This is a genomic window from Streptomyces atriruber (assembly GCF_001418325.1).
In the GTDB taxonomy this organism is placed as follows: domain Bacteria; phylum Actinomycetota; class Actinomycetes; order Streptomycetales; family Streptomycetaceae; genus Streptomyces; species Streptomyces atriruber.
The window spans coordinates 1-15,457 of sequence record NZ_LIPN01000507.1 but is presented as its reverse complement, the minus strand read 5'-3'; the positions used below and the strand labels follow the sequence as shown (position 1 = coordinate 15,457).

Here is a 15,457-nt window from a genome sequence, read left to right as displayed (position 1 = left end):
AGGGACAGGTGGCGGCGCACCCGGTGGTGAGCGTGCCCGCGGCGACCAGGCCGGCGCCCGCGCGCAGGACTCTGCGGCGGTCGGTCTCGATCACCCGACCATTTAATGGGTAAAACATGGAAAAGATGCTGATTGCCCGCTTTGGAGCCGTTGCGGGTCGGGGCTCGGGAGCCCGGCGCCACGGCTCCACCCCCTGCTTATCGCCTGTCACAGCCTCCGCTTAACCAGCGTTTACCAGGCAGGTGTCCCATCTCACCAAGGATTCACCTCTAAACTGTCACGATTTGCCCACCTATGGACGGATAGACGCCTTTGGATCGATGACGCCCGTCTGCCATAGTCGGGGACACGACCCCCATTGACCCGGGCTCAGGTCGTCATCAGCCGCCGTGGATCACACCCCAACATCCACGGCGCTTCACGAAGGCCCCCTTCACGCCGACCACGGCCGCCGGGGGCTTTCGCGTATCCGCCTCGGGCCGCCCGCCGGATCCGCCCACCGGATCCGCCCGCGGGATCAGCGGTCGGCGGCCCGCATCTCGAACCACGTCGTCTTGCCGCGCGGCAGCAGATCCACGCCCCACCGGTCGGACAGCTTGTCGACGAGGAAGAGGCCGCGGCCGCTCAGGTCCATCTCGCCGACGGGCAGCAGGCAGGGCAGCCCGCGCGAGGGGTCCCTGACCTCCACCCGGATCCAGCCGCGCCGCCGCTGCATGCGCAGGCCGAAGACACGGGCACCGGTGTGCCGCACGGCGTTTCCGACGAGTTCGGAGACGAGGAGGACGACGTCCTCGGTGAGCTTCGGGGAGAGCCCCCAGTGGCGCAGGACGACGACCTGGGCGAGGCGGCGCGCGATGGCGGCGGACTCCGGGCGGGACGGCAGCGGCACCTCCGCGTCCGTGGGATTGCCGAACAACTCGAGCGCCTTCAGCGCGTGTTCATCCTCAACCGCCGGCGACCAGCGCGCCGCGGTCGCACTGCCGTGCCGCCGCGGCCGTTCGTCACCCTCCAGCCCCGCCATGCCCCCATCATGGCCGCCCAGAGCGCTCTCCGTGGCCGTTCCGGCGGAATAGGCCCCCCGGAACCAACCGTTCCGGGGGGCCTCATTGACATATGCCACTGGCAGTTAAGGGCCGCTGGAGCAGCTGTGACCTGCGGTGACTTCCCGCTTATACATGATCACCCACAGCCTTGGAACAGCCGCACTTAAGGCTCTGTTAAGTCGGCCATAATCCGCTCCTTCGGGGGACCCCGATGGTGACGCACGTTCAACAGGGCGGCGCCGTCGGCAACAGGGCCTGGTTCAGACGAACTTGGCCTTGCCCGGACCCTCCTCGACGAAGCTCCGCATGCCCCGCTCGCGGTCCTCGGTCGCGAACAGACCCGCGAACCAGGTCCGTTCGATGGCGAGGCCGGTGTCGATGTCCGTCTCCAGACCCGCGTCGATGGACTCCTTGGCGGCGCGCAGCGCGATGGCCGGGCCCTTCGCCAGGCGCGCGGCCCACGCGTGCGCCTGCTCGTACACCTCGGCGGCGGGCACGACGCGGTCCACCAGGCCGATGGCGAGCGCCTCGTCGGCCTTCACGTGGCGGCCGGTGAAGATGAGGTCCTTGGCCTTGGACGGACCGATGAGGCGGGCCAGGCGCTGGGTGCCGCCCGCGCCGGGGATGACGCCGAGCAGGATCTCCGGCTGGCCGAGCTTGGCGTTGTCCGCGGCGATGCGGAAGTCGGCGCAGAGCGCCAGCTCGCAGCCGCCGCCCAGCGCGTAGCCGGTGACGGCGGCGACGACGGGCTTGGGGATGCGCGCCACGGCGGTGAAGGACTCCTGGAGGGCCCCGGAGCGCACGATCATGGCCGCGTGGTCCATGTCCTGCATCTCCTTGATGTCCGCGCCCGCCGCGAACACCTTCTCGCCTCCGTAGATCACCACGGCGCGGACGTCGTCGCGCCGGGCCGCCTCTTCGGCGAGCTCCTTGAGGCGGTCCTGGGTGGCGATGTCCAGGGCGTTCATCGGGGGACGGTCGAGGCGGATCGTGCCTACGCCTTCGGCGACTTCGAGGGTTGCAGTCATGGCAGCAGGTTAACGGGGACTAACGCACCCGGGCCCGGTGCACTTGGTCACAGTGCGCCGGGCCCGGTACGGAAGGGGGTGGGACCTATGCCTTCCACTTCTCCCACGACATGTTCCAGCCGTTGTAGCCGTTCTCGGGCTGGATCTTCTTGTCGGCGGAGTTCTTCACGACGACGAGGTCGCCGATCATCGAGTTGCTGAAGAACCATCCGGCGGGCGTCTTCTTGCTGTAGCCGCCGCGCACGTCGCTCAGGCCTATGCAGCCGTGGCTGGCGTTGGTGTTGCCGAAGGCGCCGCCCGACCAGTAGTTGCCGTGGATGAACGTGCCCGAGGTGGACAGGCGCATGGCGTGCGGGACGTCCTTGATGTCGTACTCGCCGCCGAAGCCGACGGTCTCGCCGTTCATCCGGGTCACCTGCAGCTTCTCGCTGATGACCATCTCGCCGTTGTACGTGGTGGTGCCGGGGGCGCCCGCCGTGATCGGGATCTTCTTGATCTGCTTGCCGTCGCGGACGACCTTCATCTGGTGCGTCTTGGCGTCGACGGTGGAGACCTGGCTTCGCCCGATGGTGAACTTCAGGGTCTTGGCCTGCTTGCCGTAGACGCCCGGACGGCCCTCGACGCCGTCGAGGTTGAGCTTGACGGTGACCTTCGTGCCGGCCTTCCAGTACTTCTCCGGGCGGAAGTCCAGGCGGTCGTTGCCGAACCAGTGGCCCTCGACCGGCACCGACGGCTCGGTCTTGATCTCGATGGCCTTCTCGACCGCGTCCGGGTCGGTGATGCCGCGCGTGAAGTTGACCGAGAACGGCATTCCGACGCCGACCTTCGAGCCGTCCTCCGGATTGAACTGGCCGATGAAGGTGTTCTTCGGCGTCAGTGTCGTGAAGACGGAGTCCTTGGCGGAGGCGCGGCCGTCGGAGTCCTTGGCCACCGCGTGGACCTTGTACTTCGTGGCGGCCGCGAGGTGGTGGGCGGGCGTCCAGCTGGTCCCGCCCGAAGTGATCCTGCCGGGGACCGGGTTGCCCTTGCTGTCCTCGACCTTGACCTCTGAGAGCTTGCCCTTGTCGGCGCCTATCTTCAGTGCGCCGCTGGTGGCGACCGCGTCCGCACCGTCCTTGGGGGCTATCGAGACGACGGCCGCCGAGGGGGCGTTCTTGTCCGCCCCGCCCTTGCCGTCCCCGTCGCCGCCCGAGTCCGAGCCTCCCCCGCATGCCGCGACGAACAGCAGCGTCGCCCCCGACACCACTGCCGTTGCCGTTCTGGCGCCCCGCCGTCGCGCGCGCAGGCGCGCGCCAACCGACGTCCCCGATATCGGTCGCCCGTTCAAGATGTCGTCTCCCCTCGCCGAGCCTGGTCTGGTCCAGGCCCGCACCCCAGTGCACCTGCGCGTTTCGGACACGCGCCAGCGATAGATAACCACACCGTTCCCGGCGAACAGTCCCCGCCAATGTCACCGTTCAGTTCCAACTGCCCAGGGGCACGGGCAGACCATGATCACCTGGTGGTCCACCGCCGGTCACCCGGTGACCACCTGGCGATCACCTGGGGGATCAGCTGGGCTTCACCCAGTCCTTCCAGTCCATGTTCCAACCGCTGAGGCCGTTGTCAGGAGCGACTTTCTTGTCATCGCTGTTGACCACCTCGACGACGTCTCCGATGAGGCTCCGGTCGAAGAACCAGCCCGCGGGCGTCCGTGAGCTGCCGCCCTTCACATCGCGCAGGCCCACACAGCCATGGCTGACATTGGTGTTGCCGGGGGCGTCCGGCGACCAGTAGTTGCCGTGCAGGAACGTGCCGGAGGTCGTCAGGCGCATGGCGTGCGGCACGTCGGGGATGTCGTACTCGCCGCCGAAGCCGACGGTGCGGCTGTTCATGCGGGTCACCTCGAGCATCTCCGTCACCACCATCTTCCCGTTGTACGTGGTGGTCTCGGGGGCGCCCGCGGTGATCGGCACGGTGGAGAGCAGCTCGCCGTCCCTGCGCACCTCCATGGTGTGCGCGGCGGCGTCGACCAGGGACTCCTGGTGGCGGCCGACGGTGAACGCGAAGCTCTTGTCCTGCAGGCCGTAGACCCCGCGGTCGGCCTGGACGTCGCGCAGGCGCAGGTCGACGGTGACCTTGGTGCCCGGCTTCCAGTACTTCTCGGGGCGGAAGTCCACGCGGCTCTTGCCGAACCAGTGCGGGCGGATCTCGACGTCCGGCTGCGCGGTGACGTGGATGGCGCGCTGGACGGCCGCGCGGTTCTCGATCTCCCGGTTGAACTCCAGGGAGACGATCATGCCGGTACCGACGGTGGCGCGGTTCTCCGGCGTCACGTATCCGATGAAGCGCTCGTCGGGGACGTACGTACGGAAGGTGGTGTGCCGGGCCGAGCGGCGGCCGTGGCCGTCCATGGCGACGGCGTCGACCTTGTACGTGGCGGCGAGCGCCAGCGGGCCCTTGTCCAGGGGCCGCCAGGTCATGCCGTCCTCGTCGATGCGGCCCGGCACGTCGAACTCCTGCGCGTCCTGCGTCCGGACGACCTTGACCGACTCCAGGCGGCCGTCGGGGACCTCGACCTCGATGCGTTCGTCCGCCCTGACCCCCTTGCTGTCGTCGTCGGGCGTCACCCGGATCGCGTCCGCCGGCGAACGCGGCTTCCCCATGAACCCGTCGACCCCGCCGGAGGAGCAGCCCGTCGCCCCGGCCAGCAGCCCTGCCCATGTCAGTACCGCCGCCAGCGCGGCCCCTGCGCGCCGTGCGCGCCTCGCATCCTGTCTCACGTGGGTCCCAACGACCGTCCCCCTGCCGGGGAAACGTGAGTGCGACGCGCACGGTGGGCAGAACCATGGGGAGGACGACGTATGGGGAGCCGCGGCCGGGACGCCGCACGCCCTTCTTCGCGCGTCGACCGACGGAGCCGCAGGAGGCCGACAGGTGTCGAGCGCACCCGAGCAAGGGGCAGTGCAGCAGGCGCGGGCGATGGGGAGCGGCACGACGGAGCGGCCCGCCCCGACGGTGCGCGGGAACGGGCGGGCGGCGCCCCGCGCGGCGCGGGCACGGCCCGTGTGGCCGGGGGCGCCGACGCCGCTCGGGGCCCGCTTCCGGGTGGGTCCTGACGGGGTCGCGGGCACCAACTTCGCGTTGTGGGCGGGCGGGGCGGAGGCGGTGGAGCTGTGTCTGTTCGACGCGGGGCAGGTGGAGACGCGCTGTCCGCTGACCGAGCTGACGCACGAGATCTGGCATGGCTTCGTGCCGGGCGTGCGGCCGGGGCAGCGGTACGGATACCGCGTGCACGGCCGCTGGGACCCGTGGACGGGGGCCCGCTGGAATCCGGCGAAGCTGCTCCTCGATCCGTACGCGCGTGCGGTGGACGGCGGCCCGGGAAATGACTACGGACGGCTGCCCCCCGAGGTGTACGGGCATGTGCGGGACTGGCCCCAGCAGCACGTGGCGGACACGGTCCGCGACGACCGGGACTCTGCGCCGTTCGTCCCCAAGGGCGTGGTGGTGCACGACGACGCGCCGGACGACGAGTGGACCGACGACCGCAGGCCGAAGACGCCGTGGGCGGACTCGGTCATCTACGAACTGCACGTGCGCGGCTTCACGAAGCGGCACCCGGGGGTGCCGGAGGAACTGCGCGGTACGTACGCGGGGCTGGCACACCCGGCCGCGCTCGACCATCTCGTACGTCTGGGAGTGACCGCGGTCGAACTGCTGCCGGTGCACCAGTTCGCGCACGAGGACCATCTGCTGCGGCGGGGCCTGCGCAACTACTGGGGCTACAACTCGATCGGCTACTTCGCCCCGCACGCGGCCTATGCGGCGTCCGGGACGCGGGGCGAGCAGGTCGGCGAATTCAAGCGGATGGTGCGGGCGCTGCACGAGGCCGGGATCGAGGTGATCCTCGACGTGGTCTACAACCACACGGCGGAGGCCGGGGAGCTCGGCCCGATGCTGTCCCTGAAGGGCATCGACAACCGCGGCTACTACCGGCTGCAGCAGAACGACGCGCGGCGGTACGCGGACTACACGGGCTGCGGGAACACGCTGCAGGTCGTGCAGCCGCACGTGCTGCGCCTGATCACCGACTCGTTGCGGTACTGGGTGTCGGAGATGGGGGTGGACGGGTTCCGTTTCGATCTGGCGGCGGCGCTCGCGCGCTCCTTCCACGACGTCGACATGCTCTCGCCGTTCCTCGCGGTGATCGCGCAGGATCCGGTGCTGCGGCGCGTGAAGCTGATCGCCGAGCCGTGGGACGTGGGGTCCGGGGGCTATCAGGTGGGGGCGTTCCCGCCGCTGTGGACGGAGTGGAACGACCGCTACCGGGGCGCGGTGCGGGACTTCTGGCGGGGGGCGCTGCCGGACGTGCGCGATCTGGGGTACCGGCTCTCGGGGTCGAGCGATCTGTACGCGTGGGGCGGGCGCAGGCCGTACGCGTCCGTGAACTTCGTGACGGCGCACGACGGCTTCACGCTGCGGGACCTCGTCAGTTACGAGCACAAGCACAACGAGGCGAACGGGGAGGGCAACCGGGACGGCTCGGAGGACAACCGGGCCTGGAACTGCGGCGCCGAGGGCGAGACGGACGACGCGGACGTCACGGCGCTGCGGCGGCGCCAGCTGCGCAACCTGATGACGACGCTGCTGCTCTCCACCGGCGTGCCGATGCTGGTCGCGGGCGACGAGATGGGCCGCACGCAGCGCGGCTCCAACAACGCGTACTGCCAGGACAACGAGATCAGCTGGGTCGACTGGGGGCTCAGGGAGGAGCCGGGCTGGCGGGAGCTGTTCGCGCTGACGTCCCGCCTCATCGGGCTGCGGCTGCGGCATCCGGTGCTGCGCAGGCGGGCGTTCTTCTCGGGGCGTGCGCACTCCGCGGACGGGCTGCGGGACCTGGCGTGGTTCACGGCGGACGGCAGGGAGATGACGGAGGCGGACTGGTACGCGCCCACGGCGACGCTCGGCATGTATCTGTCGGGGCGCGACATACCCGGCCGTGACGCGCTGGGCCTGCCGGTCGTCGACGAGAGTTTCCTCGCGGTGCTGCACGCGGACGGGGAGCCGACGGCGTTCACGCTGCCGGGGCCGCCGTGGGCGGAGGCGTACGAGGTCGTGGTGGACACGGCCCTGGAGGACCAGACCGCCCCGCCCGGCACCGTGCACGAGGCGGGTGAGGTGGTGACGGTGGCGGGGAGGTCGGTGGTGCTGCTGCGGGTGACCGGTAACTGACGGCGGTGCCGTCACGGCTCCCGAATGCGCACCATTGGTCCGGACCTGAGTCTTGCCCCGGCTCTTGGGTGACCCCAAGCTCGCCTTATGGACCTGGAGTTGCGGCACCTCAAGACGATCCGGGCGATCGCCGACGCGGGCAGCCTGACCAAGGCCGCCACCGCGCTCGGCCTCGCCCAGCCCGCCCTGAGCGCGCAGTTGAAGCGGATCGAGCGCGCCCTGGGCGGTGAGCTCTTCGAGCGCGGGCGGCACGGTGTGCGGGCCACCGCGCTCGGCGAGTTCGTGCTCGCGCGGGCCCGGGTGGTCCTGCCCGCGGTGAGCGGACTGCGGGAGGAGGCCCAGCAGTTCGTGCGGGCGTGGGAGGGCGGGGCGGGGTTCCGGCTCGGCGGGATCCACGGGCCGCTGCTCGGCGCGCTGGTGGACCGGCTCGCCGCGGCGTACCCGGGGGTGCCGGTGACGACCCACACCTCTTGGTCGGAGCGGGACATCGCGTCCCGTACCGCGGAGGGCAGCCTCGACTTCGCGCTCGTCGGCACGTGCGGGGCGAGCGCGCCGCCGGAGAACGAGCTCCTGGTGTGGCGCGAGGTGGCCCGCGACCCCGTCTTCGTCATGCTGCCCACCTCCCATCCGCTGGCCGGTCCGCAGGAGATAGAGCTGGGGCAGCTCGCGGACGAGGCGTGGACGGACGTGCCGGGCGACGGCTGTTTCGCGGACTGCTTCTCGGCGGCGTGCGCGCGGGCGGGGTTCACGCCGACGCGCGTGTACGAGACGGACGTCGCGTCGTGCGTGCATCTGGTGCAGGTGGGGCGGGCGGTGGGGCTCTGCCGGGCGACGTTCCCGCCGACGCCGGGCGTGGTGACCAGGCCGCTCGCGGGGGCGCCGCTGTTCTGGCGGCATCTGCTCGGCTGGCATCCGGCGGCGCCGGCCCACGACACGGCGGCGGCGGTCTTCGCGCAGGCCCGCGCGGCCCACACGGAGGCGGCGGCCCGCAGCGAGAGCTACACGGCCTGGCTGTCGGCCCCGTCGCCACCGGCCCCGTGACCCGCCGCTCCCCCGGCGCGGCGGTGGTGTCCGCGCGGTCCATAACGTCGGCACCCGGGGTCGAATGACAGCTGGGTGGGGGCTGTTGAGGGTTCTACCGTGTGGGCGATCCCCGCTCGTCCTTGGTAGATCGAGGAGACCTCGTATGCTCCCCACCCCGCAAAGACGTGTCGCCGCCGCGTGTGCCGCGGTCGCCGCGGCCGGTGCACTGGTCCTCGCCGGGCTGCCCGGCTCCGCGACCGCTTCCCCCTCGCCCTCCCCGCTTTCCCCCGCCGAGAGCGCCGCCGTCGACAAGACCTCTCCCGGAGTCTTGAAGGCCATGCAGCGCGACCTCGGCCTCACGTCGGCGCAGGCCGAGGCCCGTCTGGTCAACGAGGCCGAGGCCGGCGCCGTCGCGGGAGCCCTGCGGAACGCGCTCGGCCGTGACTTCGCGGGCGCCTGGGTGCACGGCGCCACCTCCGCGCAGCTCACGGTGGCGACCACCGACTCCGGCGACGTGCCCGCGATCGAGGCGCGGGGCGCGCGCGCCGCGGTCGTCGAACACTCGGTCGCACAACTGGATGCGGCCAAGGCCCGCTTGGACCGCGCGGCGCGCGAGACGGCGCCGCGTGACGCGCCCGTCTGGTACGTCGACGTGCGCTCCAACGCGGTCGTGGTGCGGGCCGTGAAGAGCGGCGCCGCGAAGTCGCTCGTATCGGCGTCGGGTGTGGACGCCTCCCTGATACGGGTGGAGAGGAGCACGGAGCGGCCGCGTCCGCTGTACGACCTCGTGGGCGGCGAGGCGTACTACATGGGCGGCGGCCGCTGCTCCATCGGCTTCCCGATCACCAAGGGCACCCAGCAGGGCTTCGCCACGGCGGGGCACTGCGGGCGCGCGGGCACCGCGACCAGCGGGTACAACCAGGTGGCCCAGGGCACGTTCCAGGCATCCGTCTTCCCCGGGAACGACATGGCCTGGGTCGCCACGAACACGCAGTGGACCGCCACCCCGTACGTGAAGGGCCAGGGCGGCCAGCGGGTCGGCGTCGGGGGCTCGACCCAGTCCCCGGTGGGTGCGTCGATCTGCAGGTCCGGCTCCACTACGGGGTGGCACTGCGGCACGATCTCGCAGCACAACACCAGCGTCACCTACCCCGAGGGCACCATCAGCGGGGTGACCAGGACGACGGTCTGCGCGGAGCCCGGCGACTCGGGCGGCTCCTACATCTCCGGGAGCCAGGCACAGGGCGTCACCTCGGGCGGTTCGGGCAACTGCTCCAGCGGCGGCACGACCTACCACCAGCCGATCAACCCGCTGCTGCAGCGGTACGGTCTGACCCTGAAGACCACGGGCGGTGGCGGCGACCCGGGCCCGGGTGACCCCGAGCCGGGCGGCACCTGGGCGGCGGGCAAGGTGTACGCCCCGGGCGACACGGTCACCTACGGCGGCTCCACGTACCGCTGCCTCCAGGGTCACCAGGCGCAGCCCGGCTGGGAGCCGCCGAGCACTCCGGCGCTCTGGCAGCAGGCGTAGCGGGCCCGAGCCCGATTCTGAGCCCTCCGGTCAGCCGAGGATGCCGCGGTCGTACGCCATCGCGACGGCCGCGGCACGGTCCTTGACGCCGAGCTTGCCGTAGATGTGGGTGAGGTGCGTCTTGACCGTGGCCTCGCTGATGAAGAGTTCGACGGCGATCTCACGGTTCGACGTGCCCCTGGCGACGAGCGCGAGCACCTCCCTCTCACGGGTGCTCAGCGGCTCGCTGCCGGGGGCACGCACGCGTGAGACGAGACGGGACGCGACAGCGGGCGAGAGGACCGTGCGCCCTTCGGCCGCCGCCCGGACCGCGGTGAACAGCTCGTCGCGCGGGGCGTCCTTGAGGAGATAGCCGGTCGCGCCCGCCTCGATCGCGGGGAGCGTGTCGGAGTCGGTGTCGTACGTGGTGAGGACCAGGACGCGGGCGCGGGCGCCGCGGCGGGTGAGCTCGGTGATCGCGTCGACGCCGCCGCCGCCCGGCATGCGCAGGTCCATCAGGACGACGTCGGGGTCGAGTTCGGCGGCCAGGGCCACCGCCTCCACGCCGTTCGACGCCTCGCCGAGGACCTGGAAGCCGGGGGCCGACTGGAACATGCCGCGCAGGCCGTCGCGGACGACGGGGTGGTCGTCCGCGACGATGAGAGTGATCACTTCAGTGCTCATGGCGCACCAACGGTACGCGAGCGGACACCGCGGTGCCGCCGCCCGCCTCGGACTCCACGGTGAGCGATCCGGCGATGCGTTCGGCGCGGGCCCGCATGCCGTCGAGGCCGAAGCCGCCGGTGCCGGTGCGCTCCACGGGGGCGAGGGGGTCGAAGCCGCGGCCGTCGTCGCGCACGTCCAGGGTGACCTCGTCGCCCATGAAGGACAGGGTGACGCCGAGGCGGGCCGCGTCCGCGTGCCGGGCGGTGTTGGAGAGGGCCTCCTGGACGATGCGCAGGAGGGTGGCCTCGATCTCGTCGTGGAGGTGTTCGGCGGTGCCGGTGACCGTGAAGTCGGCGCGCACCCCGGTGCGTTCCGCCCACTGGGCGACGGTCTTCTCCAGCGCCTCGGGGAGCCGGTCGTGCTCCAGGGGCGCGGGCGACAGGTTGTGGACGGAGCGGCGGGCCTCGCCGAGGCTGTGCCGGGCGAGGTCGGCGGCGCGGTCCAGGTGCTCGCGGGCCAGCTTCTCGTCGCGGGCGCCGGAGACGACCTGGAGCTGGGCGATGATGCCGGTCAGGCCCTGCGCGATGGTGTCGTGGATCTCGGCGGCGAGCCTGCGCCGTTCGTCGGCGACGCCCGCCTCCCTCGCCTGCACCAGGAGCTGGGCGTGCAGGGCGGCGTTCTCGTCCATCGCCTGCTGCAGCGCGGTGTTGGTGCGTTCCAGCTCGGCGATGGTGGCGGCCTGGGCGCGGGCCCGCTCGTCCTCCTGGGTGGCGAGGTGGGCGAAGACGGTGAGCAGGGCGACGTTCACCGCGATCAGGCCGCCGAAGACGACCCAGCCGAGCTCGCCGTCCGGCGGCAGGCCGCCCGACTGGGAGCCCGACATGGTGATGGCGGTGGCGAACAGGCCGGGCTTGACCAGGCGCGGGGGCAGCAGCCGCTCGGAGCCGAAGTAGCCGAGGACCGCGTAGAACGCGAAGAACGGGTTGATCCAGGCGAGCGCGAAGCCGATCGCCCAGCGCAGGACGTAGTAGACGACGCCCGCGGGCGAGGGCTCCGGGCGGGTCCGGGACACCCTGCCCCACCACAGTTGCAGTGCGAGGCCTCCGCCGACCAGGCCCCAGGACGCGTACCAGTCGCCGCGCCCCATGCCGACGGCTCCCCCGGTGGCCGTCGCCATGAGGAGGCTGAATCCCAGCAGGACGTAGGGGCCCCAGCGGTGGAACAGGCCCCACCGCTTCTCGATCATCTCCACGGCGTCCGCCGCACCCGTACTCACCGCCCCAGTCTCGGCCATGCCCCAGGCCGTCCCGGGCCGCCGCAGGGCGGTCACTCCCACCGGAACCAGCGCGCCGCCCCGGCCGACAGGAGCACCGCCCACGCCACGAGCACGCCCAGGTGGCCGAGGCCCGGCCAGTCGCCCGCGGCGGCGTCACCGAGGGCCTGGGCGGCGGCGCCGAGCGGGGTGAACTCCACGATGCCGGCGAGCGCGTCGGGCATCGCCTGCACCGGCAGCCAGACCCCCGCGCTGAACATCATCGGGAAGAAGACGGCGGAGCCGATCGCCGTCGCGGCCTTCGTGGTGCGGGCGAGCGCGGACACCAGGGCGCCGAGGGCGAGGCCGCACAGGATCGCGAGGACGAGCGCGAGGGCGTACCCGAAGCCCTGGCGCGGCAGCGGCACGTCGAAGGCGAGGCGCCCCACCGTCAGCGAGAGCAGCGCGGAGACGAGCGCGGCGCCGCCGTGGATGCCCGTCTGCGCGCCGAGCACGGCGGCGGGGCGCACCGGCGTGGTGGACATGCGGCGCAGGATGCCGCGTTCGCGGTAGCCGGTGATGAGGGGTGGCATGGCCTGGAGGCCCGCCATGATCAGCGAGAGGAGGACGGTGACGGGCACGTACGCGTCGACGAGGCGCAGGCCGCCCAGCGACGCCTCGGTCTCCCTGAAGGACGGGATGGAGCCGAGGATCACGAGGAGGACGGTGGGGAAGGCCATGATCCAGAAGAGGGCGCCTGGCTCACGGCGGAAGAGCCTGAACTCCGCTTTGAGGACGGCGGTGGAGGCTCCCTTCCGTGTGTCGGCGGCGGGCGGTGCGGCGACGGCGGTCATGCCGATGCTCCCGTCAGATCGAGGAACGCGTCGTCCAACGTGGCGTCGGCGACCCGGAGCTGGTGCGCGGTGATGTGGTGCCGGGCGAGCAGGGTGATGGCGGCGTCGACGGTCTCGTCGGTGCCGTTGAGGGTGTAGCGGCCGTCGCGGTGCTCGACGGAGGTGACGGCGGGCAGTGCCGCGAGGGCGCGCTCGTCGAGCGGCGCGGACGGCGTGAACGACATGACGGTGGAGCTCGCGGACCGGCTGATCAGGCCCGCCGGGGAGTCGAGGGCGGCGATCCGGCCCTTGTCGATGACCGCGATGCGGTCGCAGAGGCGCTGCGCCTCCTCCATGAAGTGGGTGACGAGGAGCACCGTGACGCCCCGGTCGCGCACGTCCTCGATGAGCTCCCAGGTGTCGCGGCGGGCGCGCGGGTCGAGGCCGGTGGTCAGCTCGTCCAGGACGACGACCTTCGGGTTCCCGATCAGGGCGAGCGCGATGAACAGACGCTGCTTCTGGCCGCCGGAGAGCTGGCCGAAGCGGCTGTCGAGCTTGTCGGTCAGGCGCAGCCGTTCGGCGAGCGGCCGCCAGTCGGCGGGGTGGGGATAGAACGCCGCGTACAGCTCCAGGGCCTCGCGCACGGTGAGCTTCGGCTGCAGCTCGCTCTGCTGGAGCTGGGCGCCGAGGATGCGGGTGAGGCGCTCGTGGTCGGCGGCGGGATCGAGCCCGGCGACGCGGACGGACCCGGAGTCGGGAGTGCGCAGACCCTCCACGCACTCCACGGTGGTGGTCTTGCCCGCGCCGTTCGGGCCGAGTATCCCGAAGATCTCGCCCTCCTCGACGGCGAAGGAGACACCGTCGACGACGGTGCGTCCGCCGTAGGCCTTCTTGAGTCCGTGCGCTTCGATGAGGGGCATGCGTCGAGAATCGCCGGTGGGCGGGGGTGCGGGCATCGCCCATCGCGCTCGAGGAGACATCAGCCGATCGGTTGATGGGCGGCTACGACCCGTCGGACCTAGGCCCAGCGCAGTACCGCGTACGGTCCGAAACTCGGTGGGCTCTGTCAGTGGCGATCCGTAGGCTCGCTCCTGATGTCGAAATCAGATGCCCCTGCCAAGGATCGGTCCGCCGTACGGACGCTGCTGCGGCTCTGGCCGTATGTGCGCCCCGTCCGAACTCGCCTGGTCATCGCGGCATTTGTCGCGATCATCGCCTCCTGTACGGGGCTCGTGTTCCCCCTCGTGCTGAAGTGGATGGTGGACGGCCCGGTGGCCGACCGGGATCCGACGGGAGTGTGGCTGGGAGCCCTGCTGCTCCTCCTGCTCGGCGTCACGGAGGCGCTGCTGTTCGGGCTGCGGCGGTGGCTGGTCGCCCGGCCGCTCGCGAGCGTGGAGGCGTCGATGCGGGCGGACCTCTTCCGCCATCTGCAGCGGCTCCCGGTGGCCTTCCACGACCGGTGGGCGTCCGGTCAGCTGCTCTCGCGCGGCACGACGGACCTGATGCTGCTGCGCCTGTTCCTCGCCTTCCCGCTGATGTTCCTGCTGGTCAACGGCGCGACGATCGTGGTCGGCGTGATCATCCTGCTCGCGCAGGACTTCACGCTCGGCCTGGTGCTGCTCGCGCCCGTGGTGCCGATGGTGATCGCGACCGCGTACTTCGAGGGGCGGTACGCCGCCGTGGCGCGGCGGGCGCAGGACCAGGTCGGCGATCTCACGACGGTCGTCGAGGAGAGCGTGCTCGGCATCCGCATCATCAAGGGCTTCGGCCGCCACCGCAGTCAGGCGCGCGCGTTCCGCGAGCTGTCGCACACGCTGCGCGGCACCGAGATGGTCAAGGCGCGGCTCCTCGCCGCGATCTGGGCCATCATCGTGACGCTTCCCGAGATCGCCATCGGGGCCGCGCTGGTGCTCGGCACGGTGCGGGTCGCGGACGACGGGCTCTCCGCCGGCACGTTGGTCGCCTTCTTGTCGACGGCGCTCGCCCTTCGCTGGCCGGTGGAGTCGATCGGCTTCCTGCTCGCCATGAGCCAGGAGTCGGCGACGGCCACGGAGCGGTACTTCGAGGTGATGGACGCGGAGCCGGAGAGCGGTACGGCGGACGCCGCCCGGAAGGGGGACTCCGGCGCGCCCTCGGACGGCGGACTGCGGTTCCACGGCGTGGAGTTCAGATATCCCGACGCGCCCGCGGACGCCCCCGCCATCCTCTCCCGCGTCGATCTGCACGTGCGCCGCGGCGAGACCATGGCGCTCGTCGGCGCGACCGGCAGCGGCAAGACGACGCTCACCGCTTTGGTGCCCCGGCTGCACGAGGTGACCGGCGGCCGCATCACGCTGGACGGCGAGGACATCACGGCCATGGACCGCGCGCACCTGCGCACCCTCGTGGCCGTCGCCTTCGAGGAGCCCACCCTGTTCTCCGCGACGGTCGGCGAGAACGTGCTGATGGGCGCCGGGGAGAGCGCGGGCGACGAGGAGTTGGGCCGTGCGCTCGACGTGGCGCAGGCGGGCTTCGTGCGCGCCCTGCCGCAGGGCACCGGCACCCAGGTCGGCGAGCAGGGCCTGAGCCTCTCCGGTGGCCAGCGCCAACGTCTCGCCCTGGCCCGCGCGGTGGTCGGCAGCCCCCGCTTCCTGGTCCTGGACGACCCGCTGTCCGCGCTCGACGTCCACACGGAGGCGCTGGTCGAAGCGGCGCTGCGGCGGGTCCTCGCGGACACGACGGCGCTGATCGTCGCCCACCGCCCCTCCACCGTGCTGCTCGCCGACCGGGTCGCCCTGCTGTCGGGCGGCCGCGTCGCCGCCGTCGGCACCCACCAGGAACTGCTGCGGGAGAACGCGGAGTACGCGTGGCTGATGTCGGGAGCCGAGGCCGACCCCGACCCCCTGTCC

The 15,457-nt window shown here is 71.8% G+C and carries 12 protein-coding genes; 4 read left to right on the top strand and 8 right to left on the bottom strand.

Annotated features, from left to right (window positions below; genetic code table 11):
* Positions 1 to 517 precede the first annotated feature (517 nt).
* From AOK03_RS37195 to AOK03_RS37180, 4 genes are all read right to left on the bottom strand, one after another.
* Entirely contained in the window at positions 518 to 1,126 is a 609-nt protein-coding gene (locus tag AOK03_RS37195; protein WP_079075202.1) for an ATP-binding protein, read from the bottom strand.
* A gap of 177 nt (positions 1,127 to 1,303) precedes the next feature.
* Positions 1,304 to 2,071: an enoyl-CoA hydratase/isomerase family protein gene (locus tag AOK03_RS37190; protein ID WP_055569790.1), complete on the bottom strand. Its 768-nt coding sequence runs from the start codon at positions 2,069 to 2,071 to the stop codon at positions 1,304 to 1,306.
* A gap of 85 nt (positions 2,072 to 2,156) precedes the next feature.
* On the bottom strand, positions 2,157 to 3,398 hold the full coding sequence (locus tag AOK03_RS37185; RefSeq protein ID WP_079075201.1) for a L,D-transpeptidase: 1,242 nt from the start codon (positions 3,396 to 3,398) through the stop codon (positions 2,157 to 2,159).
* A gap of 223 nt (positions 3,399 to 3,621) precedes the next feature.
* A complete protein-coding gene (locus tag AOK03_RS37180; RefSeq protein WP_244177899.1) occupies positions 3,622 to 4,716 on the bottom strand; it encodes a L,D-transpeptidase in 1,095 nt (364 codons plus the stop codon).
* 271 nt (positions 4,717 to 4,987) lie between these two features.
* On the opposite strand from AOK03_RS37180, the gene glgX reads away from it, so the two are divergent.
* From glgX to AOK03_RS37165, 3 genes are all read left to right on the top strand, one after another.
* Entirely contained in the window at positions 4,988 to 7,285 is a 2,298-nt protein-coding gene (glgX, locus tag AOK03_RS37175) for a glycogen debranching protein GlgX (protein WP_055569789.1), read from the top strand.
* 87 nt (positions 7,286 to 7,372) lie between these two features.
* The gene (locus AOK03_RS37170) at positions 7,373 to 8,326 is read left to right on the top strand and encodes a LysR family transcriptional regulator (protein WP_055569788.1); all 954 of its coding nucleotides are present in this window, start codon (positions 7,373 to 7,375) and stop codon (positions 8,324 to 8,326) included.
* A gap of 145 nt (positions 8,327 to 8,471) precedes the next feature.
* Positions 8,472 to 9,839 (top strand): alpha-lytic protease prodomain-containing protein, encoded by a 1,368-nt coding sequence (locus tag AOK03_RS37165; protein WP_055569787.1) that lies wholly within the window; start codon positions 8,472 to 8,474, stop codon positions 9,837 to 9,839.
* Positions 9,840 to 9,869: 30 nt separating this feature from the next.
* Here AOK03_RS37165 and AOK03_RS37160 read toward each other — a convergent pair whose 3' ends face one another.
* From AOK03_RS37160 to AOK03_RS37145, 4 genes are read right to left on the bottom strand one after another with little or no spacing between them, the layout of a single operon-like run.
* On the bottom strand, positions 9,870 to 10,502 hold the full coding sequence (locus AOK03_RS37160; RefSeq protein WP_055569786.1) for a response regulator: 633 nt from the start codon (positions 10,500 to 10,502) through the stop codon (positions 9,870 to 9,872).
* Positions 10,492 to 11,778 carry a sensor histidine kinase gene (locus AOK03_RS37155; RefSeq protein ID WP_055569785.1) on the bottom strand — a complete coding sequence of 429 codons (1,287 nt, stop codon included), beginning with the start codon at positions 11,776 to 11,778 and terminating at the stop codon, positions 10,492 to 10,494. The genes AOK03_RS37160 and AOK03_RS37155 overlap by 11 nt, the downstream gene beginning before the upstream one ends.
* 32 nt (positions 11,779 to 11,810) lie before the next feature.
* The gene (locus AOK03_RS37150; protein ID WP_055569784.1) at positions 11,811 to 12,590 is read right to left on the bottom strand and encodes an ABC transporter permease; all 780 of its coding nucleotides are present in this window, start codon (positions 12,588 to 12,590) and stop codon (positions 11,811 to 11,813) included.
* Positions 12,587 to 13,489: an ABC transporter ATP-binding protein gene (locus AOK03_RS37145; protein WP_055569783.1), complete on the bottom strand. Its 903-nt coding sequence runs from the start codon at positions 13,487 to 13,489 to the stop codon at positions 12,587 to 12,589. Before AOK03_RS37145 ends, AOK03_RS37150 begins: the two co-directional genes overlap by 4 nt.
* 174 nt (positions 13,490 to 13,663) lie before the next feature.
* On the opposite strand from AOK03_RS37145, the gene AOK03_RS37140 reads away from it, so the two are divergent.
* Positions 13,664 to 15,457 (top strand): ABC transporter ATP-binding protein (locus AOK03_RS37140; RefSeq protein WP_055569792.1); only part of this gene is annotated, 1,794 nt, incomplete at its 3' end.